Here is a 21,793-nt window from a genome sequence, read left to right on the forward strand (position 1 = left end):
GGCCTTTTTCGTGACTCGCGGCTTCCCGGGCGTTCATTCCTGCAGCATGCGATCGATCAGTTTCATCACCCTGCCCACCGCGCCGCGCTCGCTGTCGAACACTACCCTCGCCTGCCGCCCCATTTGCTTGCAGCGGGCTTCGTCCTGCAACAGCTCGAGTACCTCCGCGCCCAGCACATCGTTCTGCAGCACCCGCTTGGCGCCGCCGCCGCGGATCAGGGTCAGGGTAATTTCCTCGAAGTTGAAGGTATGCGGCCCGACCAGCACCGGCCGGGCCAAGGCCGCCGGCTCGAGTACGTTATGGCCGCCGATCGGCACCAGGCTGCCGCCTACGAACGCAAGATGGGAAGCTGCGAAAAATGGCATCAGTTCGCCCATCGTATCGATCAGGAAAACCTGATGCGATTCGCCGGGAATGCAATCCGCGCTGCGGGTTGCCATCGTAAATCCCAGGCTGCGCACGGAATGCTCGACCACGCGAAAGCGTTCGGGATGACGCGGAGCAATCAGCAACAAGGCATCGGGCAGTCGCTTGAGTACTTCCAGATGCGCTTCCAGCACCGCCAGCTCTTCGCCTTCATGGGTGCTGGCGGCGATCCATACCGGCCGCAGGCGTCCCCATTGCTCGCGGAAAACTTCACCGCCTTCCACGGCGCCCATCGGCACCGGCATATCGAACTTGAGATTGCCACTTACGGTAACGATGGCCGGATCGGCGCCCAGCAGCCGGTAGCGCGCCGCATCCGTGCGCGACTGCGCGGCGATTTGCCGAACGCAGCGCAAAGCCGAACGTAGCAGTGCACGCATCGGCGCATAACCGCGCAGCGACCGACCGGACAGGCGCGCGTTGACGATCATCAGCGGAATGCCGCGTCGATAGCAGCCGAAATACAGGTTCGGCCAGATCTCCGTTTCCACGATCAGCGCCAGCCGCGGCCGTACCTGCGTCAGGAAGCGATGTACCGAAAAGGGCAAGTCATACGGCAAATACACATGGAACACGCTGTCGCCGAACAGCTGCTGCACCCGTGCCGAGCCGGTCGGCGTCACGGTCGTGACCACCAGCGGAGCGTTCGGATAATCCTCGCGCAGTGCCTTGATCAAGGGCTCGGCGGCATTCACTTCGCCCACCGATACGGCATGCACCCAGATACTGCCGCGCAGATCAGGCGCCTTGAAAATACCGAAGCGCTCCGGCCATCGCTGGTGATAATTGCCATAGCGCATGCCGCGCGTCAGCAGCCGCATCACGATGATCGGCGTGGCGAGATACATCAGGATCGTATACAGATAGCGCAATGGACATTCCTGCCTGGGACGCGAAAGTATAAAGGGCGCCGCCCATCGCCTGTGGAGGTGGACAGGCCGCGCCGCCATGATCCGCCATGCGTTCCCTGCCGGTACAATGCGCCGGATGCCCGGAACGCCCCGCCCTGTCTTTACCCGCTCGCTGCTCTCGCCACGCCTCTGGCCCGCGTGGATCGGCGTGGGCGTGATGAAGCTGATCGCCATGCTGCCGTTCGCGGCACTGATGGCGATCGGCCGTGCCCTGGGCGCGGCGATCGAACGCTTTCCCTCGCCACGGCGCCAGGTCGCCGCCACCAATATCGCGCTGTGCTTTCCCGAACTGGACGCCGCGGCACAGGCGCGGCTGGTCGACGCGCACTTGCGCGATATCGGCATGATGCTGATCGAATTTGCGCTCGGCTGGATGGGCTCCGACCGCGCCATCGCGAAAATTCCGGTGCAATTTGCAGGGCTCGAGCACCTGCAGGCCGCACACGCCGAGGGACGCGGCGTCTTGCTGGTCGGCGGACATTTCTCGCACCTGGAACTGTGCGCACGGCTGGTTTCGCAACGCATCCGCATCGCCGGCATGTACCGTCGCATGGATAACCCGGTGTTCGAATGGACGGTACTGCGTGCACGCCTGGGCTATGCGCGAGCGATGTTCGACAAGGACGATATCCGCGGCACGGTCAAGTATCTGCGCAGCGGCGGCACGCTCTGGTACGCACCCGACCAGGATATGCGCAGCAAGGACAATGCCTTCGTGCCTTTCTTTGGCGTCACCGCGGCCACCATTACCGGCACGCATCACCTGGCGCGGATGTCGCGCTCGGCGGTCATTCCGTTCTTCCATCGACGGCTACCTGGCGCCCAGGGCTATGTGTTGCGCCTGGGCGCTCCGCTGGAAAACCTGCCCAGCGGCAACGCCGAAGCCGATACGGCGCGCATTAATCTTTGCATCGAGGACATGGTGCGCGAAGCGCCGGAGCAATACCTGTGGGTGCACAAGCGTTTCAAGACGCAGCCACCAGGAACTCCCCCGATCTATTAGGGCCTGTCCACACTATTCGCGTGGCCCGCGCCGGGGGGGTTGTTTGCTCGCCAGGCAAGAAAGAACAAGGGCGTGTACTTTCGTACACGACCGAATGACGACGCCCTCTGGTGGGCAACAAACATGGCCCTTCGGATTGGCGTTGCGTGGCCGCCATGCGGCAGCGCACGACTTGCCACGCCAAGCCTGCGCCGCGCATTACGGCCTGGCACCCACCCAACGCTAACGCGGGTTACGCGAATAGTGCGAACGGGCGCTTGCCTCGACAGGCCAACGACAGCCTTGCCCGGTAGATAGCACGCTGGCTTTTTGCTCGCGCCTGTCTCCATGCCCAACCACCGCCCATCCCGCCGGTCAACACGCCGCCCGGCAACGTCGATTGCCGCAAGCTTCCGTGCGCAGCCGGCAGGACGTGCCGCATGAGTCCGAGCGAAAAGTCCAGGGCGCATGCCTGCCCGATTTTCATGTACCACAACATCGCCCGGGCGCCGCGCAACCTGCGGCGCTGGCGCAGCCTGTACGTGAGTCCGGGCGCCTTCGCACGGCAGATGTGGTTGCTCGCGCGATGGGGTTACACCGGCCTGTCGATGAACGATGCCATGCCTTACCTGCGCGGCGAACGGCACGGGCGCATCGCCGTGATCACGCTGGACGATGGCTACGTCGACAACCTGGAGTCCGCGCTACCGATCCTGCAACGCCACGGCTTCACGGCCACCTGTTACGTGGTCAGCGGCGGCATCGGCCGCTGCAACAGCTGGGACGCGGAAAAGCTTGGTATCGAAAAGCCGCTGATGAATGCCGCGCAATTGCGCGCATGGCACGACGGCGGCATGGAAGTCGGTGCGCATACTCGCAGCCATCCGCGCCTGACCCAATGCAGCGACGCGCAACTGCGCGACGAGATCGCCGGCAGCAAGACGGAACTGGAAGATCAGCTCGGCGCGCCTGTCACCCAATTTTGCTATCCCTACGGCGACATGGACGACCGCGTGGCCGCATTCACCCAGGCATCGGGCTATGCCGCCGCGACCACCACCCAGCGCGGTCGCGCGACGGCCGGCATGGATTTGTGGCGGCTGCCGCGCGTACAGGTTGCGCGACACCATGTGTTGCCGCAGTTCGCCATGCGCGCTTTCACCGACTATGAAAACAGGCGTCACGAACATCGACGTCGAGCGAGCGTTCACGGATGAAATTCCTTTTTGTCGGCACCAACCCGGAAAACACCGGGGCGGCCACGCACTTCGTGGCACTCGCCCAGGCCATGGTCGAAGCGGGCCATCAAGTCAGCGCGGTGGTCTTTCCAGATGGACTGATTGCCCATAGCCTGGCTCATTCGGGCGTGCGTCTGTATCCGGCCAAGTTCCGCAACGTGTTCGACCTGCGCGGTTATCGCGCCACCTTCAAGGCCGCGCGCGAGCTTCGCCCGGATTGGCTGGTCGGCAATTTCGGCAAGGAATATTGGCCGTTGATCCTGATCGGTCGCCTGCTGGGCATTCCGGTAGCCCTGTTCCGGCATCGCACTCCGGCGATGAGCCGGATCTCCGGCTATCTGCTGCCCCGCCTGGCGCAACGTTTTTTTGCCGTGTCCCAGCATGCCCGCCAGGCCTATCTCGATCGCGGCGTGCCGGCGCAACTCGTCCGCGTGCTGTACAACCCGGTGAACATGAATTTGTGCCGGCCCGATGCACAGCGGCGCAACGCAATCCTGCATCGGCTCGGCATGCCGCGGGATGTGATCGTGCTTGGCTACTTTGGCCGTATCCATGGCAGCAAGGGCATCCATACGCTGCTCGAAGCGATGGACGGCGCGATGGCGCAGGAACCGCGACTGCATTGCATGTGGCTTGGCCACGGTCCGGACTCACAGGCACTGGGCGAACGCATCGAAGCGGGACCGTTCGCACACCGCCATCACATGCTGGGCTGGATCGACGAGGTGCATCCCTACTACAGCGCCATCTCGATGCTGGCCTTTCCGTCGATCGCTACCGAAACCTTCGGGCGTGTATCCGTCGAAGCGCAGGCAGCTGGCGCACCGGTACTCGGCAGCGACATCGGTGGCATTCCCGAAACGCTTTCGCCTGGGGTTACCGGTCTGCTATTGCCGCCCGGCGACGTCGCCGCATGGCGCGACGCGATCCTGCGCTTGTGCGATGCTCAAGTGCGTGAGCCGATGGGCGTCGCGGCGCGCGATTTCGTCGACAGTCACTTCAGCACGCGCGTGATCGCGAGCGAGTTTGTACGCTTGCTCGGAAATGGCTGACCGCTCACTCCATTGAGAAGGCTGGCGGCCGTGCGCAACCTTGCAACAATGCGACTTGGCCGCGGATGCACCCCTCCTCATCAATCCTCTCCTCGGAGCGAAGAGGAGGCCGGCCCTTTCGCCCTGCGCGCTTCGTGCAATTTGGCGTACTTGAGGAATACATAGAAGGCGCCGAGCACGCTGGCAATAAACCCCGCCCAGCCGCTGAGGAAATAGCGCTTCAGCACGAACTGGCGCAGGAAAAACAACGGCGGGTAGATCACCATGCGCACACCGGTAAAACGCTGCCCGCGACGCAGTTTGTGCGCCACCATGCCGCTGCTGTAGCGATTGATCTTTTCCACGCGCGCGGCCACCTCGCCATCGCCGTTATTGATGAAGTCCGCGCCCCACAACGTTTTGACCGGCCCCTTGACCTCGACGGCGGCGTGCACCTCCACGTCGTTCATGCCGCCGCGCTGGCGATTGAACAACCGCAGGTGGCCATTGCGATGGCTCCACCGATGCTGCACGGTCCAGAACATGCGCTCCCGCCTCGGCAGGCGGAAGCCGGCATGCGAAGGATCGTCGAGCGCACGCTCGATGATGGCGCGGGTACCGGGCGAGAGTATTTCGTCCGCGTCGAGGTTCAGGATCCAGTCGTTGCGCGCCAGCTCATAGGCGCGCTGTTTCTGCGGGCCGTAATCGTCGAACGGATGCACTTCCACCCGCGCGCCATGCGTGCGCGCGATCGCCACCGTGCTGTCGGTGGAACCGGAATCGAGCACGATGATCTCGTCGGCCCAATCCACTTCGCGCAGGCAGGCATCCAGCGTGTCGGCATTGTTGTAGGTGATCAGCACGACCGAAAGCGGTTCACGCGCCATCGCACGGCTCCTTCGTCGCGGCAAACAATGCCGCGCACCATAATCCCAGCAGCCAGGCGAACAACAAGCCCCACCAGGCCGAATAAAAAGCCAGATGCGTATTGATCGGAAACAGCATGACCGCCAGCGCCACTGTCACCGGAAACGCGGCCGCGCGACAGCGGGCGTCGACGCGCCGCCACGCGCGCCATGCGAACGTCAGACCGAGCAGCCATAGCAGCAAGCCGGCCGCGCCCGTCTCGGTGAGGATTTCCAGTACGAGCTGGTGCGGATGGCAGGCCCCTTCGCCCTCGCCGCAGTGCTCGGCGACGATGAAATGGTCGTTCGCCGGCGCATAGTGCGGATAGGCATAGCGGAAGTCGCGCACGCCCACGCCCGTGATGGGATGCGCCTGGATCATGCGCAGGCTGTTGCGCCAGATGTCGATGCGTCCGGTAGTGGCTTCGTTCATGTCGCTTTCGTTACCGCCCAGGGCGGCCAGGGTACGCTGCATGCGCACGTCGAACCGCGTCGAGGTTTTCCAGGCTATGCCCCCCGCGGCAAGCACGATCGCCACGGCCACGATACAAGCGCCGGCAAAGCGTGCGAGCGAGCCAGCTTCGCGCCAGATGAACGCCAGCGCGACCAGGCCGAAGCAGATCCATGCCGCGCGCGAACCGCTCAGCATCACCGGCCCCAACAAAAGCAGCAAGGCCACGACGAGGCCACGTGTATTCCAACGCTGTCGTGCCGCCCACAACACGAATGGCGAGAGCATCGCCAGGGTCGGGCCAAGCTTGGGGTCATCCGCCCCGAACAGGCCGGAGATGCGCTCCGCCTCGGCATGACCGCGCAAGCTCCAGCCGGTCAGCATCTGCATCCACGCATCCAGCACCCAGACGGCGATAACGATCGCTAGCGCAAGATAAAACCCATGCAGGCGTCGTTCGCCGCGCAAGGCGTAGCACACGTACCAGCCCAGCGGAAAATAGCGCAGCAACGCCAGCGCCGTACTCCAGCTTTTGCCGGGCACGACTGCGGTAAATGCCGAAAGCCAGGCGGCACCGATGTAGCACGCCAGCAGCGACAACCATAAACGCGCACCGGGCTGGGCCAGCCACCCTGGGCCATCGTTTCGCCAGACCACCAGCACGCCGACCAGGCATAGCAAGGTGACCAGCTCGGCGCTACGCCCGAACGGGAGCAATGCCACGAATAGCCAGTACGGCAGCAGCGATGAGCGCAACAGGCGTTTCAGTGGGGCGTTCATGCGGATCCATTACGGCGACCGCGCATTGTAGGCGCCGCGACCGGCGGACGTTTAGCCGGCGACTTCTTCGTACAACGCCAGCGCCGCGCGCTGCATGTCGATCAGGCGATAGCGTTGCAACGGCGGAATGGGTGGCGCAACGCGCAGCAGCTCGGCGGCGCGTTCGACCAGGCGCTCCCGGTCGCCCGGCGGCACGCGGCCTGCCGGATAGAGTTCGGCCAGCAGCTCGCCGACGCCGCCATGGGCATAGCCAAGTACCGGCCGGCACAGCGACAGCGCCTCCACCACGGTGCGGCCAAAAGCTTCCGGCTTGTTCGACAGCTGCAATACCAGCGCAGACATGGCGTAGATATCCCGCACGTCTTCCCGCGGCGCGGTCATGACCACCTGGCTGGCGACGCCGCGCGCGGCCACCAGTTGTTCGAGTTCATGCAGGTATGCCTCGCGGCCGGGCTCGATCACGCCCAGCAGCAGCAGGCGCGTTTCGATACCGCGCTGCTTGAGTTCAGCCACCAGCCCGACGGCATCGTGATGGCCCTTCAGGCGCGTGCCACGTGCGGGCAAGGTCAGCAACGGCGCGCCGGCCAGATCGGGATATTGCGTGAAGAAGGCTTTCTGCCAGGCCTCGTCCGGCCGGTGCCCATAGGGGAAGGCAGCCGGATCGATACCGCGCGGGATAATGCGGATGCGGGCGGTATCCAGCTTCTGGTAATGGCTGATCAGATAGTCGCGCACGGTCTGCGAAACCACCACCACGCGCTCGCCGCGCAGCATGATGGCGCTATAGCGCCCCGGCGAGTTGAGCCCGTGCACGGTAGTGATGAAATGGGGCTTGGGCGACATGCCCTTGATCGCCCACCAGCCCATCCAGGCCGGCAGGCGTGAGCGGACGTGCACGATGTCCGGCTGCAATTCGCGCAACAGCTGCCGCAAGCGGCCGAGCCGGCCCAGCGTGCGCAACGACTTGCGGCCGAGATCCAGCGTGATGTGTTCGCTGCCTTCGGCCTGCAGCTGCGCCGTCATGCGCCCGCCCGCCGAGATCACCACCGAGCGATGGCCGGCCTGCACCAGCGCCTGTCCCATCTCCAGCACCGAGCGCTCTGCTCCCCCCGCGCGGAGCGCAGGGATGAGCTGCACAACAGTCAGCACCCTGGCCGGCGTGGCGGCAACAGACATGGTTCCCTCATTCGCGACTCTCATCCATAAAAACCAAGCACCAATCGTGCCGTGCGGCGCCTTCCGCGCCAGCATGGCGGCCAGTGCTCAGTCGCGCAAGACGTAACGTGCGCCGCAGTAGGCACATACGGACTCCCCACCATCCTCGACGATCGGCAGATAGACCTTCGGATGGGAGTTCCACAACGCCATGCCGGGCATCGGACAGGACAATGGCAGGTCCGAACGCGTCACTTCATAACGATTTTCGGCATTCGCCAGGATGGGCGTGGCGGTGGCAGAGGAACCCGACATGGGGTGTAGCTCCGGGCAAGACTTGGGGCTGGCAATGTTAGCAGGGCGATGCCCCGCTTGCCGCTCGTCATTGGAAGATTGCGCCGAGCGGGCCAGCTCGGCGCAACGGCCTCCTCGCGCAGCAACGCTCGAAGAGAATCCATCATCAACACGTTCCGCTCACCCGGAGCCTCTCCACGGAAAGGCGGGGAGGCATCCTGCATCAGTGCCCGGCGCCGGCCTTCGGCACCGATCCCTCGGTGGTGATGTTCAGCTGGATCTCGTCGCTGACCTTCGGCACGTAGGCGCCCAGGCCGAAATCCGAACGCTTCAGCGTGCCGGTGGCATTGAAGCCGATCGCCGGCTGGCCGGTCATCGGATGCGTGCCGATATTGTTGAGCGTGGCATCGAGCACCACCGGTCGGGTCACGCCGTGCACGGTCAGATTGCCGGTCACCTTGTAACGCTTGCCGCCCAGCGGCTGCACGCTGGTGCTCTTGAAGGTTACCTCGGGATATTTGTCCGCATTGAAGAAGTCCGGCTGCTTCAGGTGCTGGTCGAGCGCCGGCACATGCGTATCCAGGTTGCTCAGCGGCATGGTCACTTCCACCGAGGATTGGGACGGATGCTGCTGGTCGAACACCAGCGTGCCATCGGCAATCCCCAGATCGGCGGTGGGATGGGAGAAGCCGAAGTGGCTCCAGCTGAACAGCACCATGGTGTGTCCGGGATCGAGCTTGTAGGTCACCGGCGCGGCCTGGGCCGACACCGCCGCGCCGAGCAATCCGGCCAACATCACGTAGCGAAGGGTACGCATGGAAAGTCTCCTGCCTTAATCGGTTGGGGGAACGAGCGGCGCTTGCGGTGCCGACTCGAATGACACGGACTGCAAACCTTCCAACTCACGCAATTCGTCCGCCAGCGAAGTCAGCTGGTCGGTGCGCATGGCTGGTCCAAACAACAATTCGAGCTGGTCGTCGCCATCTTCCTGGCGGCGCAGGACCATTTTCCGCAACGGCAAATGCTGGCGCGTCACGATCGCCTCGACCGAGCCCAGCGCGGTGGCGTCGGCCAGGCGCAGGCGCAGCTTCGGTCCTTCGCGGCGACGCCATGCCAGCAGGCGACGCTCCAGTGGCTTGAGCAGGGCCAGGATCAGCCAGATCAGCCCGGTGGCGATCACCGCGGCGGCAAGCAGGCCGCTGCCGGCGGCGAGGCCGATCGATGCGGTTGCCCACAGGCCGGCTGCCGTGGTCAACCCGCGCACCACCTGCTCGCGCTGCATGAACAGGATCGTGCCCGCGCCCAGGAAGCCCACGCCGCTGACCACCTGGGCCGCGATACGCGACGGGTCCAGCACCACATCCGGCTGCCCCAGCACATCGCGGAAGCCGAACGCGGATACGATGATCGCGAGCGCCGCACCCACGCTCACCAGCATGTGCGTGCGCATGCCGGCGGCCCATTCGTTGCGACTGCGGTTGAGGCCGATCACGGCGCCCAACGTCGCGGCCAGGGCCAGGCGCAAGAGGATTTCGAGCGGTTGGATCATCACGTCAGCATAGCCGAGAAGCGCATGCCGGCCATCGGCAGCCGCTTCATTCCACGCGGCAGGCTTCGCCGAACGACAGGCGCGGGCTGCGCGGGAACATATCGCGGCTGGCATCGCCATAACCTATGTTGATCAGGAAATTCGACTTGATCGACGTACCGGCAAAAAACGCCTCGTCCACGCCCGCATTGTCGAAGCCCGACATCGGGCCGCAGCCCAGGCCCAGCGCACGCGCGGCCATGATCACGTAAGCGCCCTGCAAGGTCGCATTGCGGAACGCGGTGCGATCGATCAGGTCCTGGTTGCCCACGAACCAGCTGCGGGCATCGGCATGCGGGAACAACTGCGGCAGCTTTTCGTAGAACGCATGATCGTTGGCCACGATCGCCGTGACTGGCGCGGCCAGCGTCTTGGCGCGATTGCCTTCGGAGAGATATGGCTTGAGCTTTTCCTTGGCCGCCGCGGACTTCACGAATACCAGGCGCATCGGCGAGGAATTGGCGCTGGTCGGACCGAACTTCGCAAGTTCATACAGCGCCTGCAACTGCTCGTCGTCCACCTCCTTGGGCAGGAAGGCGTTATAGGTGCGCGCGCTGCGGAACAATTGGTCCAATGCTGCCTCGGCAAGCTTCTCGCTCATGGGTATCCTCTGCATGAAGAGCGCCTGGGCGGCGCAACCAGCGCAGAGTGTAAGCGCAAGCCGGACCGAACAGAGACGAACGAGGCGAAACGTACTGTGCACGATCCGACGACAATCGCGACGGACATGGCATGAATGCCGCAAAGCCGCAGGGCGAATGCTGGGCGATCACCGACGACGCCGCCGGCAACCAGCGCCAGGCCCTGGCGCTGGCCGAGCGGCTGGGCATGCCGGTGCGTCACCTGGTGGTGTCGCCCCGCGCGCCGTGGTCGTGGCTGTCGCCGCGCCTGACCGCCGGTGGCCGGTTCGCCCTGCCCGCGGCACAACGCGCCAGCTTCGCGCCGCCGTGGCCGGCCGTCGCCATCGGTTGTGGCCGTAGCGCTGCGTTGCTGACCCGCATGCTGCGAGCACTTGCCGACCACCACTGCTACACCGTGCAGATTCTCGATCCGCGCATCGACCCAGTGCACTGGGACACCGTCATCGCGCCGCGCCACGACGGCCTGACGGGCCCCAACGTGCTGACCCCGCTCGGCTCGCTGAATCCGGTCGACGATGCATGGCTGGAAGACGGCCGCGAGTCCACGCCACTGCTGAGCGATCTGCCGCGTCCACGTATCGGCGTGCTGCTGGGCGGTCCACGCACGGGCGTGCGCATCGATGCCGGCTATGCCCAACGCCTGGCCGACCTGCTGCTCGCACGCCAGCGCGTCGACGGCGGCAGCCTGCTGGTGTTGACCTCGCGCCGCACGCCAGGCCCGGTGGCGCAGGTCATGCGCGCCGCCTTGCACAACATTCCCGGCTTGCTGTGGACCGGACCCGACGACGGCAGCAATCCTTATCCCGGAGTGCTCGGCTGGGCCGACCGGCTGGTGGTAACGCCTGATTCGGTGAACATGCTCAGCGAAGCCTGCGCCGTGGGATGCGCGGTGCAAACGCTGGTCGATACGCCCCTGCCGGCCAAGCTCGCGCGCTTTCATCGCAGCCTGCGCGATGCAGGCCTGCTGCACGATCTACGCAGCCAAGCGCCAACCCGCCAGCACCCGCTGCGCGAAACCGCGTCGATCGCCGATGCCTTGCGCAGGCACATGCTCGCGGCCTAGGGATGTTTTGCGGACAACTCAGAACGCAAAGCCCAGCGCATGCGTTATGACGCTGACTTCGCCGCACAGGGCTTCCAACGTGGCATCGCGCGGCGCAATGCGCGAACGCAGATCCAGCGTGCATAGCAGCGCGCGCCGCAATAACTCGGCGTGCGCGCGCACGAAGCACGTCGCCTGCGCGCTATCCAGCAATCCCGCATCGCGGCAGGCTTCGATCAGGCCGGCATTGACCGTCATCGACAATAACGCCGGCGAGTTCGCGGCATGCGCCAGCACCAGGCCCTGCAATGCGAATTCGATATCGAGCAAGGCGCCGCGGCCTTGCTTGAGATCAAGCAGCGACGCGCTCGAACGATCGCGTTCGGCACGCCAGCGCTGCCGCATGTTGCTTACCTCCGCCAGTACCGCCGCGCGCTCGCGCGGCACCGCCAGCGTGCGACGGCGCACGTCGGCGAGTTCGGCATTCAACACCGTGTCGCCGGCCACCGGCCGCGCTCGCAGCAAGGCCTGGTGCTCCCAGGTCCAGGCGCGGCTTTCCTGGTAGGCCACGAACGCCTCCAGGCTGCCGATCAGCAAACCCTTGGAACCGTCCGGCCGCAGCCGTGTATCCACTTCATACAAGCGGCCCGCGCGGGTCAGCACGGTCAGCCAGTTCATGACCCGCTGCGTGAGCCGCTGGTACCAGCGCGAACCTTCCAGCGGACGCGCGCCATCGCTCATCAACTGGGCACGCTGGCCGTCGAAGACAAAGACCAGGTCCAGGTCGGACGCAAAGCCCAGCTCCTCGCCACCCAGGCTGCCGTAACCGAGGATCGAAAAACCGGAACCCTCGCCTGGCAGCCGTCCATGCTGGGCCGCGATTTCGCGTTCGGCCAGCGCGGCTACCGCATTGACCACCGCTTCGGCCAGCGCGGCAAGCCGGCGCGCCGTGGCGACCGCATCGGCGCGCCCGTCGTTGAAAGCCAGGCCCAGCCGGAACGCAATGCTCGATTTGAATTCATTGATGCGCTCGAGCTCCGCCTCGGCCTCGCGCTCGTCCAGGGTTGCCAGTACGTGCGCGATCTCGGCGCTGATGTCGGCGCGCTTGAGCGGCAGCTGGTCGATGCGCGGATCGAGCACATCATCGAGCAACAGCGGTTGCGCGATCACGCGCTCGGCAAGAAAGGCGCTGTCGGCAAATAGTTGCGCCAGGCGCTTGCGCGCCGCGGGTTGTTCTTCCAACAGGGCGAGATAGGAAGGGCGGCGCGCCACGGTCTGCACCAGCCGGCACAGACGCAGCAGGCATGCTACCGGCGCGGAAGTACCGCGAGCCACGGCCAGCAACTGCGGCATCAGGTGATCGAGCTGCGCGCGCGCGCGCGCCGACATCGCGCGCAACTGCGGCGCCTGCGGCAGCTTGAGCAGGGCCTCGGCGGCGTCCGCGCCCGGCATGAAACCCGAACTTTCGAGCACGCCGGCATCGAGCGATTCGTCGCACGCGCGCTTCCACAAGATCGCATCGCCCGCCGGCACGCTGGCCTTGGCACCGCCCTCGGGCATCAGCACGGCGGCGAATTCGGTGGCGACGATCTCGCGGTGCCTGGCAAGCTCTTCGGCCAGGGGTTCCCACGCCGGGTAATCCAGCCCCAGCGCCAGCCGCTCGCGAGTAAGCGCATCACCCGGCAAATCGTGGGTCTGGGCATCGCGCAACATTTGCACACGGTTTTCCAGCCGGCGCAGAAATACATACGCTTCACGCAATGCGCGCGCGCGCGCCGCCGGAATATGGCCGCGCGCCTGGCATGCGGTCAGCGCCGGCAGCAAGCCGCGCACGCGCAGCGCCGGTTCGCGGCCACCGCGAATCAGCTGTACCAGTTGCACGATGAATTCGATCTCGCGGATGCCACCAGGGCCCAGTTTCAGATTGTCCGCCAGGTCCTTGCGCGCCACCTCGGCATCGATCAGCGCTTTCATCTCGCGCAAGCCGGCGAAGGCGGTGTAGTCCAGATACTTGCGATACACGAATGGCCGCAGCATTTCCTGCAAGGGCTTGCCCGCGCTGTGATCGCCGGCCACGGTGCGCGCCTTGATCCATGCGTAGCGTTCCCAGTCGCGGCCTTCGCGCTGGTAATACTGTTCCATCGCGCTGAAAGGCAGCGCGAGGCGCCCGGCGCTGCCGAACGGACGCAGGCGCAAATCCACGCGGGCACAGATACCGTCGTTGGTCGGCTCGTGCAGCAGGCGCACCAGTTGCCTTCCCATGCGCACGAAATATTCGCTGTTATCCAGCGCACGCGCGCCATCGCTCTCGCCACCATGCGGATAAGCGAGCACCAGGTCGATGTCGGAAGAAAAATTCAGCTCGCTGCCACCGAGCTTGCCGAAGCCGATCACCACCAGCCGCTGCAACGTGCCGTCCGCTGCGCGCGCATGACCGTAGCGCGTGGCGAGCATATGCTCGGACCATTCCAGTGCGCTGCCAAGCAGGACTTCGTACAACACGCTGGTGGCGGAAAGGATCTCCGGCAGCTCATCCAACCCGTTTACGTCGCGAAACACCAAGCGCAGGGCTTCGGCGTGGCGGAACCTGCGCAAGGCGGCCATGCTGGCCGCCTCATCCGCGTCCAGCTTCAAGGCGTCGATGCGTGCTGCTGCATCGCTGCCCGAACGCAGGCGTTCGAGTCCCTGCGGCGCAAGCAACTGCGGCTGGTTGCGCCATGTCTCGAACGCGAAATCGCTGGCCAGCAGGGTGCGGCGAATACGTTCGGCCACGCCCGCATCATCGTGCAACGGCACGCCTGCGGCACGGCAGCGCGCGACCAGCTGCGCGTAGCGGTCATCGATCAGCGCGCGCAGCGCGGAAGATTCGGTAACAATGGAAGTAACGGCCATGGCGCATTATGGCCCGATCGCCCAGGCCACAGCAGCGGCCTTGCGCCACGCCGCCCTGCCTATCGATCCTATTGGAAAAGCAGAATCCGGTGAGTCTGGCCCGTGGCAGCCGCTGCGATGGACGCCCGCCTTATCGGGCACATCGGGCTAACCATTCCACCGGCTTCGCATTCACGCTTCGGCGCGGCGCCATGGCCCTATCGTCACGGGCGAATCCGAATGCGGCGGATGGCAATGCACATGCACACGCACGCGGCCATCCGCGTCTTCGCCGAAGACGGTCAGCTTCTGAAAATGCACGCTGACTTCCTCGCCGTTCACGCCGCCATGCCGGTCCCAGTCGCGCTCGCTCCACTCGGCTTCCAGTGGCTGTTCCACGCCATCCAGGTGCAGTGCCGCGCGCACGCTGCCGGCCACATGCCGCAGGCTCAGCAAACGTGCGGACAGGCTTCCATGCTGCGGCGGCATCAGCAGGATATCTTCCGGCCTGACGTGCACTGCCACATCGTGTACGCCATCGGAGACCCAGCCTTCCAGGCGTAATGCCTGGCCGAGCATGCACAAGGTCGAATCCTCGACCGTACCGGGAAGCGGCTGGCCGCGCGCGATGAAACGCGAAGCGAACGGCGTGGCGGGCTGACGGTAAATCTGTTCCGGCGTGCCGATCTGCTCGATGCGGCCGCGATTCATCAGCACCACGCGATCGGCCATCTCCAGCGCTTCTTCCTGATCGTGGGTGACGAACAACGTCGTGATACCGAGCGAACGATGGAACTCGCGCAGCCATCGGCGCAGATTGACACGCACCTGTGCATCCAGCGCGCCGAAGGGCTCGTCCAGCAATAGCAAGCGCGGCTCGATCGCCAGCGCGCGCGCCAACGCCACGCGCTGGCGTTGGCCGCCGGAAAGCCGGGCCGGATAACGGTGGGCGAAGTCGGCCAGCTCCACCCGGCGCAGCAGTTCTTCCACCTTGGCCTTGATGACCGCTGCGCGCGGCCGCGATCGCCACGGCCGCACGCGCAAGCCGAACGCCACATTCTGCGCCACGGTCATGTGCGGAAACAGCGCATAGTGCTGGAACACCAGACCCACCCCGCGGCATCGCGCATCCAGCGCGAGCAGATCCTGGCCATCGCGCCGTACATTGCCGGCATCGGGATGATCCAGGCCGGCCAGGATACGCAACAGGCTGGTCTTGCCCGAGCCCGACGGACCGAGCACGGCGACAAATTCGCCATCGGCGATGTTCAAGCTGACGTCGTCCAGCGCGGCAAACTGACCGAACTGGCGACGCAAACGGGAGATCTCGATACCCATGTTTCCGCGCTTCCTCAGCAGTCCTAGCGAACCGCATGCAATACGCTGCCATGCCGCCACTCCACCAGGCGCTTGATGCCAAGCGTCAACACACTAAGCAGGGCCAGTAGTGAAGCCACTGCAAAGGCGGCGGAAAAATTTTCTTCGTAAAGCTGATCGACCTGGAGCGGCAGCGTGTTGGTGAGGCCGCGCAAGTGACCGGAAACCACATAGACCGCACCGAATTCGCCCATGGCGCGCGCATTGCACAGCAGCACCCCATAGAGCAGCGCCCAGCGTATCCTCGGCAGGGTCACGCGAAAGAAAATCTGCCATCCGCCAGCACCGAGCGTGAGCGCGGCCTCTTCCTGTTCCGAGCCTTGCGCCTGCATCAGCGGAATCAACTCACGCGCCACGAACGGCAAGGTAACGAAAACGGTAGCCAGCACCAGGCCGGGCATGGCGAAAATCACCTGTACGCCATGTGCTTCGAGCCATGGCCCGAACCATCCGTATCTGCCGTAGACCAGGACCAGCATCATGCCTGCCACTACTGGCGATACTGAAAACGGCAGGTCGATCAAGGCGCCGAGCAAGGCCTTGCCGCGAAAGTCGAAATGCGTCATCGACCAGGCCGCGGCCAGCCCGAAGACCAGGTTCAGGGGTACGGCGATCGCGGCGATGGTCAAGGTGAGGCGGACCGCCGCAAGCGTGTCCGGCTGGCGGATGGCATCGATATAGAAGGCGACGCCTTGGCGAAAGGCCTCGGCGATAATTGCCAGCAGCGGCAGCACCAGCAGCCACGCCATCACGATCAACGCAGCGCCGACCAGGGCGCCGCGCGCCGCGCGGACCGTCCAGGCGGGACGGCCACCGAGCGAGGCGGCGACCACCGCCATCAGCGCAACACCGCCCAGCGGCGCGTCCAGCGTTGCAGCACGGCCAGCGCCACCAGCAGCACCAGGGACGCCGCGAGCATCACGGTGCCTAGCGCGGCGCCGCCGCGATAGTCGTATTGCGAATCGATCTTTTGCACGATCAGGTAAGGCGCGATTTCGGTACGAAACAGCCGGTTGCCGGAAATGAATACCACCGAGCCGTACTCGCCGATGGCGCGTGCCAATGCCAACGTATAGCCGGCCAGCAAAGTGGGCAGCAGCAATGGCAGCACGACGCGGAAGAAGCGCTGCAACGGCGAGGCACCCAAGGTATAGGCCGCTTCTTCCAGGTCGCTTTCCAAGCCTTCCAGCACCGGTTGCAACGTGCGCACGACGAATGGCAAACCCACGAACACCATCGCCACCAGCACCCCCAGCCGCGTATACGCCACCTCGATGCCGAACGGCGCCAGGCGACTGCCCAGCCAGCCATTGGGTGCATACAGCGCGGTCAGCGCAATGCCGGCCACCGCGGTGGGCAGGGCGAACGGAAGATCGACCAATGCATCGCACACTCGGCGAAATGCAAAGCGGTAGCGCACCAGCACCCACGCCACCAGCAGGCCGAGCAATACGTCGATGCTGGCAGCAAGCAACGCGGCGCCGAAACTCAGGCGCAACGATGCCAGCACGCGCCGCGTGCCGATCTGTGCCCACCAGCCGGCGGGCCCGAGTTCGCACGCGGTCCACAGCAGCGCGGCCAGCGGCACCAGCACGCAACTGCCGAGCACCGCGCAGGTATAGCCGGTGCTGAGACGGAATCCGGGCAGCAGATGACGGCCCACGGCGCCTAATGCTCCCCTTCGGTGATCTGGTCGAACACGCCGCCGTCGGCAAAATAAGTCGCTTGCACTTTGCGCCAGTCGCCGAATTGCTCGGCGATGGTGAAGGTTTTCACTGCCGGGAATTGCGTCGCGTAATGGGCCACGGCCGACGCCAGCCGCGGCCGGAAAAAGTGCCTGGCGGCAATGGCTTGGCCTTCCGGGCTGTACAGGAATTGCAGGTAAGCCTGCGCAACCTTCTGCGTGCCGTGCCTGGCGGCGACCGAATCCACCACGGCTACCGGCGGCTCGGCCAGGATCGTCGTGGACGGCACGACGACTTCGTAGTTGTCCTTGCCGAATTCCTGCAAAGTCAGCAGTGCCTCGCTTTCCCACGCGATCAACACGTCGCCGATGCCGCGCTGGACAAAGGTATTGGTGGCGCCGCGTGCGCCCGAATCCAGCACCGGAACGTTCTTGTACAACGCCGTGACATAAGCACGCGCCTTATCGGCGTTGCCGTTCGACTGGCGTGCAGCCCAGCCCCAGGCAGCCAGGAAATTCCAGCGCGCGCCACCGGAGGTCTTGGGATTGGGCGTGATCACTTGCACATCGGGCCGGACCAAATCAGGCCAATCGCGAATCTTCTTCGGGTTCCCCTTGCGCACCAGGAATACAATGGTCGAGGTATAAGGCGAGCTATGGTTCGGCAGCCGCGTTTGCCAGTTTTCGGCAAGCAGGCCCTTGTCCGCCAGCACGTCGATGTCATAGGCCAGCGCCAACGTCACCACGTCCGCCTGCAAGCCATCCAGCACCGCGCGCGCCTGCTTGCCCGAACCGCCATTGGACGTGGTGACCGTGACACTCTGTCCGGCCTGCCTGGCCCATTGCGCCTTGAAGGCGGCATCCACGTCCTGGAAATACTCACGGGTCGGATCGTAGGACACATTCAGCAGCTTGGTGTCCGCGGCAACGGCATGGCCAACTCCCATGGTAAGCAACGCGGCAAGCATGAGCCATGTTCGTTTCATGCGTAACGACCTCCGTAAGCAGAGCGAGAACACCCACGCTGGACTATAGGTTTGGACGGCTGGATGGCCGAAATCGCGGTTCGTCCTATGCATAGTGCCGATCAGTTCCGATGACCGAGCGAGAATCCGCGACACTGGCCGCTGTCGACATGCCGAGTCTCTTTCGCCGCATGCAGCATGGATGGTCCCTTAAATGAAGACTTCCACACGCAACTCCACCACTTGCGGATTAATCACCAGGCCGCGTCGGTCACTGAAGGCGCGGATGTAATTCGCCTGGAACCGCAGATGGGTGCCGAGATACCAGTTCGCGCCGGCGGTCCAGTCATGCTCCTTGCCGCCCAGCACCGTGCCGTCGTTGAGGTCCAGCTCGCTGTAGCGCACGGCAAATTCCACCGCGCCCCAGGGACGCGAGGGAATCACGTTGCTGACGTTGCCGTCGTGGTACTGGCGCGATTCCCCGGTCAGCACCCAGGTGCCATAGACGTAATAACCGCTGAGGTCGTAGTGCGGCTTGCCGGTGTCGAACGTGGTCTGCGCCTGCAGGTATTCGCTCTGCACCGACCAGGGGCCGTCGATCCACAGTCCTTCCAGGCCCAGGCGATCGATATGATCCACGCCGCTAAGCGTGCCCGAACTGACCAGCGTCACCGTGGTCAGCCCCGCTTCCGGCGTCGTCTTGAAGCTGGCCGTGGCCGGCTGCTGCACGCCCAGCGCATTTACCAGTCCATAAGGATGTTCGCGCGAGACGGCAAGGCCCAGGTGCAGCACATGCGTGGCCTGATGGATGGGCACCCACGCGGCCCGCGCGGCCAGCGTATGCCCTGGATCCTTCCCTTGCATGTTGTGGCTGTAATAGCCCAGGCTGGCCAACCAATGCGTGCGCTGGATAGCCCAGTCCACGCCGATCCGGCGATTCTCGTAGACCGCCTGCGAGGGCAGCGCCAGTTCGATGAAGGTGGTTTGCGTCGACGTCGTGACGCCTTCGAAACTCACCGGCGTCTTGCTTTGCCCGAATCGGATCGCGCCAAAATCGTCGTCACCGGTGACGGCCTTCGTCTGCAGGCGCAGGAAAGCATCCTGCCACTGCCTGGACTGGAAGTCGTAATACAGCGTGCCATCGTAGACGCCCGGTTTCTTGACATAGAGACCCAGGTATTTGCGCCGGTTGGTGTGCGCATCCGTGAATTTGCCGTCGTCGTGCGAAAAGTCGTTCACATCGTACTGATAGCGCAAGATCAGGCCGATATCCGTGCCATCGCTCAGTTGCGCGTGGGTGGGCCAATCAGTGAGCCAGTCATCGTTGCCGGCCCGGGCGACACCGGCAGCCCAAAGGGTCATCGCCGACCATGCGGCCAAGGTGATCATGACGTGGGCAAGCTTCGATCTTCGCGGCATGCATAGCTCCGGCGCCGCCGCACGCGGCGCCCATGATGAATAGGTGAAAAGCCCCTGATCGGAGCGCCCGGGGAAACGGCGCCCTGACTCCATCCTGCCCGGCCTGTTTTGCGCAAAGAAAGGAGCGAACGGCATGCGGATATGCCGCCCCATCATTTCTTCGCCGGTAAACGAAGTTCTAACATCCTTGGAATCATATGGACGTCTATACGTCCAAGGACGATCCAGCGATGACGGCCGCCACCGTATCACCCCTGCCCGAAGACAAGCAGCCGCTGGTCGCGCGGCTGATCGACGGACTGGAAGCGCCGGCCCTGCAGTGGCTTTCCGGCTACCTGGCGGGTGTCGCGGTACAGCGCCAGGGCGGTGGCAGGCCCGCGCCAGCCGAGCCTGTCTCCGTCGCGGAAACGCAGGCCCGCCTGACCATCGTGTATGGCAGCCAGACCGGCAACGCCAAGCGTCTGGCCGAGGAACTCGGCCGCCGCGCCAGCAGCGCCGGGCTGGTCGCGCGCGTGGTTCGCGCCGATGTGTATCCGCTGCGTGAACTCAAGCAGGAACGCCTGCTCTACATCGTGATCAGTACGCAAGGCGACGCCGAACCGCCGGATGATGCCCGTACCCTGGTCGAATTCCTCGGCAGCCAGCGCGCCCCGAAACTCGATGGCTTGCACTACGCCGTGCTTGGCCTGGGCGATTCCAGCTACCCGGACTTCTGCGCCATCGGCCGCCAGCTGGATGAACGCCTCGCCGCGCTCAACGCGCAGCGCCTGCTGCCGGCGGGTGAAGCGGACGTCGACGTGGAAACGGTGGCGCAGCCGTGGCTGGAGCAAGCCCTGCAACATGCGCGCGAACAACTGAAAACGTCCACGCCGCTGGCCAAAGTCACGCCGTTGCGCACGGCGCGCAGCGTGCCCGCCTGGCACCGCGAGCAGCCGTTCGAGGCACCCGTGCTGCTCAATCAGCGCATTACCGGCCGCGGCAGCGATCGCGACGTGCGCCATCTGGAACTGTCATTGGAAGGTTCCGGACTGCGCTATGCGCCGGGCGACGCGCTGGGTGTATGGCCGACCCAGTCGCCGGCCCTGGTCGATGCGCTGCTGCGCGCCGTACAGCTTGATGGCGAGATGGCCGTGCGGGTGGCGGAGGAAGAACGTCCATTGCGCGCATGGCTGAGCGATCGCCGCGAACTGACCCAGCTGACGCGCCCGTTCTTTTCCGCGCACGCCGAACGCTGTGGCGACGCTGCGCTGCGCGAACTGCTGCAGCCCGCCTCGCGCGATGCATTGGCGACCTTGTTCTCCCGCTGGCAGGTGCTGGATCTGCTGCGCCACCATCCCGCGCCATGGACCGCGGATGCGCTGGTCGCTGCATTACGTCCCTTGGCGCCGCGCCTCTATTCCATTGCCTCCAGCCAGGCGGTGGTCGGCGAGGAGGTACACCTTACCGTCAGCCACGTCGATTACGCGCTCGATGGCGAAGCTCGCTGGGGCGCCGCCAGCCGTTATCTGTCCGGGCGCAGCGAAAACGACACCGCACCGGTCTTCATCGAGGCCAACGAACGTTTCCGCCTGCCGGCGGATGAGCGCGACATCGTGATGATCGGGCCCGGCACCGGCGTGGCGCCGTTTCGCGCCTTCGTGCAGGAACGCGCCGAACGCGGCGCGAGCGGGCGCAACTGGCTGCTGTTCGGCAATCCGCATTTCGATTCGGACTTCCTGTACCAGGTGGAATGGCAGCAAGCACTGAAGAACGGCCAGCTGCACCGGCTCGATCTCGCGTTTTCGCGCGACCAGTCCGACAAGATCTACGTCCAGCATCGCCTGCGCGAACAAGGCCGGCGCCTGTACGAATGGCTCGATAGCGGCGCGCATCTGTACGTCTGCGGCGATGCCAGCCGGATGGCGAAAGACGTACACCAGACACTGATCGCGATCGTCGCCGGACAGAGCGGCCGCACGGCAGAAGATGCCGAGGCGTGGTTGAACCAGTTGATCCAGCAGGGCCGGTACGCCCGCGACGTGTATTGAGGCCT

The 21,793-nt window shown here is 64.9% G+C and carries 19 protein-coding genes; 5 read left to right on the forward strand and 14 right to left on the reverse strand.

The genetic code is table 11. The annotated features are described in order from the left end of the window. Positions 1-33: 33 nt before the first annotated feature. Positions 34-1,299: a lipid IV(A) 3-deoxy-D-manno-octulosonic acid transferase gene (gene waaA / locus ISP15_RS06015; RefSeq protein ID WP_404546103.1), complete on the reverse strand. Its 1,266-nt coding sequence runs from the start codon at positions 1,297-1,299 to the stop codon at positions 34-36. A gap of 106 nt (positions 1,300-1,405) precedes the next feature. On the opposite strand from waaA, the gene lpxL reads away from it, so the two are divergent. The 3 genes from lpxL (at position 1,406) to ISP15_RS06030 (ending at position 4,610) form a co-directional block, all read left to right on the forward strand. Continuing rightward, complete coding sequence (gene lpxL / locus ISP15_RS06020; protein ID WP_404546354.1) at positions 1,406-2,341, forward strand: LpxL/LpxP family Kdo(2)-lipid IV(A) lauroyl/palmitoleoyl acyltransferase; 936 nt, start codon at positions 1,406-1,408, stop codon at positions 2,339-2,341. Between the two features lie 419 nt (positions 2,342-2,760). Next, positions 2,761-3,537, forward strand: a complete 777-nt coding sequence (locus ISP15_RS06025) for a polysaccharide deacetylase family protein (protein ID WP_404546105.1) — start codon at positions 2,761-2,763, stop codon at positions 3,535-3,537. Then, on the forward strand, positions 3,534-4,610 hold the full coding sequence (locus tag ISP15_RS06030; protein WP_404546107.1) for a glycosyltransferase family 4 protein: 1,077 nt from the start codon (positions 3,534-3,536) through the stop codon (positions 4,608-4,610). The genes ISP15_RS06025 and ISP15_RS06030 overlap by 4 nt, the downstream gene beginning before the upstream one ends. Positions 4,611-4,690: 80 nt before the next feature. Here the strand turns inward: ISP15_RS06030 and ISP15_RS06035 are convergent, their stop codons facing one another. The 7 genes from ISP15_RS06035 to ISP15_RS06065 all read right to left on the reverse strand — a co-directional run bounded on the left by ISP15_RS06035 (position 4,691) and on the right by ISP15_RS06065 (position 10,363). Further along, the gene (locus ISP15_RS06035; protein WP_404546109.1) at positions 4,691-5,476 is read right to left on the reverse strand and encodes a glycosyltransferase family 2 protein; all 786 of its coding nucleotides are present in this window, start codon (positions 5,474-5,476) and stop codon (positions 4,691-4,693) included. Next, complete coding sequence (locus ISP15_RS06040) at positions 5,466-6,725, reverse strand: O-antigen ligase family protein (protein WP_404546111.1); 1,260 nt, start codon at positions 6,723-6,725, stop codon at positions 5,466-5,468. Before ISP15_RS06040 ends, ISP15_RS06035 begins: the two co-directional genes overlap by 11 nt. A 51-nt stretch (positions 6,726-6,776) precedes the next feature. After that, entirely contained in the window at positions 6,777-7,901 is a 1,125-nt protein-coding gene (locus ISP15_RS06045) for a glycosyltransferase (protein WP_404546113.1), read from the reverse strand. A gap of 87 nt (positions 7,902-7,988) precedes the next feature. Further along, the gene (locus ISP15_RS06050) at positions 7,989-8,195 is read right to left on the reverse strand and encodes a zinc-finger domain-containing protein (RefSeq protein WP_404546115.1); all 207 of its coding nucleotides are present in this window, start codon (positions 8,193-8,195) and stop codon (positions 7,989-7,991) included. 202 nt (positions 8,196-8,397) lie between these two features. After that, positions 8,398-8,991 carry a YceI family protein gene (locus tag ISP15_RS06055; RefSeq protein ID WP_404546117.1) on the reverse strand — a complete coding sequence of 198 codons (594 nt, stop codon included), beginning with the start codon at positions 8,989-8,991 and terminating at the stop codon, positions 8,398-8,400. Between the two features lie 15 nt (positions 8,992-9,006). Beyond that, positions 9,007-9,723: an MgtC/SapB family protein gene (locus ISP15_RS06060; protein WP_404546119.1), complete on the reverse strand. Its 717-nt coding sequence runs from the start codon at positions 9,721-9,723 to the stop codon at positions 9,007-9,009. A 46-nt stretch (positions 9,724-9,769) separates the two neighbouring features. Further along, positions 9,770-10,363, reverse strand: coding sequence for a malonic semialdehyde reductase (locus ISP15_RS06065; protein WP_404546121.1), 594 nt, complete (start codon positions 10,361-10,363; stop codon positions 9,770-9,772). Between the two features lie 131 nt (positions 10,364-10,494). On the opposite strand from ISP15_RS06065, the gene ISP15_RS06070 reads away from it, so the two are divergent. Next, complete coding sequence (locus ISP15_RS06070; RefSeq protein WP_404546123.1) at positions 10,495-11,466, forward strand: mitochondrial fission ELM1 family protein; 972 nt, start codon at positions 10,495-10,497, stop codon at positions 11,464-11,466. A gap of 18 nt (positions 11,467-11,484) precedes the next feature. Here ISP15_RS06070 and glnE read toward each other — a convergent pair whose 3' ends face one another. The 6 genes from glnE to ISP15_RS06100 all read right to left on the reverse strand — a co-directional run bounded on the left by glnE (position 11,485) and on the right by ISP15_RS06100 (position 19,761). Further along, the gene (gene glnE, locus ISP15_RS06075) at positions 11,485-14,337 is read right to left on the reverse strand and encodes a bifunctional [glutamate--ammonia ligase]-adenylyl-L-tyrosine phosphorylase/[glutamate--ammonia-ligase] adenylyltransferase (RefSeq protein ID WP_404546125.1); all 2,853 of its coding nucleotides are present in this window, start codon (positions 14,335-14,337) and stop codon (positions 11,485-11,487) included. A 171-nt stretch (positions 14,338-14,508) separates the two neighbouring features. Continuing rightward, on the reverse strand, positions 14,509-15,654 hold the full coding sequence (locus ISP15_RS06080) for a sulfate/molybdate ABC transporter ATP-binding protein (RefSeq protein ID WP_404546127.1): 1,146 nt from the start codon (positions 15,652-15,654) through the stop codon (positions 14,509-14,511). Between the two features lie 23 nt (positions 15,655-15,677). Next, positions 15,678-16,532, reverse strand: coding sequence for a sulfate ABC transporter permease subunit CysW (gene cysW / locus ISP15_RS06085; RefSeq protein ID WP_404546130.1), 855 nt, complete (start codon positions 16,530-16,532; stop codon positions 15,678-15,680). Then, a complete protein-coding gene (gene cysT / locus ISP15_RS06090; protein ID WP_404546132.1) occupies positions 16,532-17,356 on the reverse strand; it encodes a sulfate ABC transporter permease subunit CysT in 825 nt (274 codons plus the stop codon). The genes cysW and cysT overlap by 1 nt, the downstream gene beginning before the upstream one ends. Positions 17,357-17,361: 5 nt before the next feature. Continuing rightward, the gene (locus tag ISP15_RS06095) at positions 17,362-18,363 is read right to left on the reverse strand and encodes a sulfate ABC transporter substrate-binding protein (RefSeq protein WP_404546134.1); all 1,002 of its coding nucleotides are present in this window, start codon (positions 18,361-18,363) and stop codon (positions 17,362-17,364) included. A gap of 189 nt (positions 18,364-18,552) precedes the next feature. Further along, the gene (locus ISP15_RS06100) at positions 18,553-19,761 is read right to left on the reverse strand and encodes an OprO/OprP family phosphate-selective porin (protein WP_404546136.1); all 1,209 of its coding nucleotides are present in this window, start codon (positions 19,759-19,761) and stop codon (positions 18,553-18,555) included. Between the two features lie 197 nt (positions 19,762-19,958). On the opposite strand from ISP15_RS06100, the gene ISP15_RS06105 reads away from it, so the two are divergent. Continuing rightward, complete coding sequence (locus ISP15_RS06105; RefSeq protein ID WP_404546138.1) at positions 19,959-21,788, forward strand: assimilatory sulfite reductase (NADPH) flavoprotein subunit; 1,830 nt, start codon at positions 19,959-19,961, stop codon at positions 21,786-21,788. Positions 21,789-21,793: the final 5 nt, after the last annotated feature.

The organism is Dyella jejuensis (genome assembly GCF_044904675.1).
Lineage (GTDB): Bacteria > Pseudomonadota > Gammaproteobacteria > Xanthomonadales > Rhodanobacteraceae > Dyella_B > Dyella_B jejuensis.

What these genes read in the sequence shown, in the direction of transcription:
- ISP15_RS06050 (WP_404546115.1), bottom strand. Translation starts at nt 8,195, where the DNA reads ATGTCGGGTTCCTCTGCCACCGCCACGCCCATCCTGGCGAATGCCGAA.
- lpxL (WP_404546354.1), top strand. Translation starts at nt 1,406, where the DNA reads ATGCGCCGGATGCCCGGAACGCCCCGCCCTGTCTTTACCCGCTCGCTG.
- ISP15_RS06105 (WP_404546138.1), top strand. Translation starts at nt 19,959, where the DNA reads ATGGACGTCTATACGTCCAAGGACGATCCAGCGATGACGGCCGCCACC.
- ISP15_RS06070 (WP_404546123.1), top strand. Translation starts at nt 10,495, where the DNA reads ATGAATGCCGCAAAGCCGCAGGGCGAATGCTGGGCGATCACCGACGAC.
- ISP15_RS06025 (WP_404546105.1), top strand. Translation starts at nt 2,761, where the DNA reads ATGAGTCCGAGCGAAAAGTCCAGGGCGCATGCCTGCCCGATTTTCATG.
- glnE (WP_404546125.1), bottom strand. Translation starts at nt 14,337, where the DNA reads ATGGCCGTTACTTCCATTGTTACCGAATCTTCCGCGCTGCGCGCGCTG.
- ISP15_RS06065 (WP_404546121.1), bottom strand. Translation starts at nt 10,363, where the DNA reads ATGAGCGAGAAGCTTGCCGAGGCAGCATTGGACCAATTGTTCCGCAGC.
- ISP15_RS06035 (WP_404546109.1), bottom strand. Translation starts at nt 5,476, where the DNA reads ATGGCGCGTGAACCGCTTTCGGTCGTGCTGATCACCTACAACAATGCC.
- cysW (WP_404546130.1), bottom strand. Translation starts at nt 16,532, where the DNA reads ATGGCGGTGGTCGCCGCCTCGCTCGGTGGCCGTCCCGCCTGGACGGTC.
- ISP15_RS06100 (WP_404546136.1), bottom strand. Translation starts at nt 19,761, where the DNA reads ATGCCGCGAAGATCGAAGCTTGCCCACGTCATGATCACCTTGGCCGCA.
- ISP15_RS06060 (WP_404546119.1), bottom strand. Translation starts at nt 9,723, where the DNA reads ATGATCCAACCGCTCGAAATCCTCTTGCGCCTGGCCCTGGCCGCGACG.
- ISP15_RS06045 (WP_404546113.1), bottom strand. Translation starts at nt 7,901, where the DNA reads ATGTCTGTTGCCGCCACGCCGGCCAGGGTGCTGACTGTTGTGCAGCTC.
- ISP15_RS06030 (WP_404546107.1), top strand. Translation starts at nt 3,534, where the DNA reads ATGAAATTCCTTTTTGTCGGCACCAACCCGGAAAACACCGGGGCGGCC.
- ISP15_RS06055 (WP_404546117.1), bottom strand. Translation starts at nt 8,991, where the DNA reads ATGCGTACCCTTCGCTACGTGATGTTGGCCGGATTGCTCGGCGCGGCG.
- ISP15_RS06095 (WP_404546134.1), bottom strand. Translation starts at nt 18,363, where the DNA reads ATGAAACGAACATGGCTCATGCTTGCCGCGTTGCTTACCATGGGAGTT.
- ISP15_RS06080 (WP_404546127.1), bottom strand. Translation starts at nt 15,654, where the DNA reads ATGGGTATCGAGATCTCCCGTTTGCGTCGCCAGTTCGGTCAGTTTGCC.
- ISP15_RS06040 (WP_404546111.1), bottom strand. Translation starts at nt 6,725, where the DNA reads ATGAACGCCCCACTGAAACGCCTGTTGCGCTCATCGCTGCTGCCGTAC.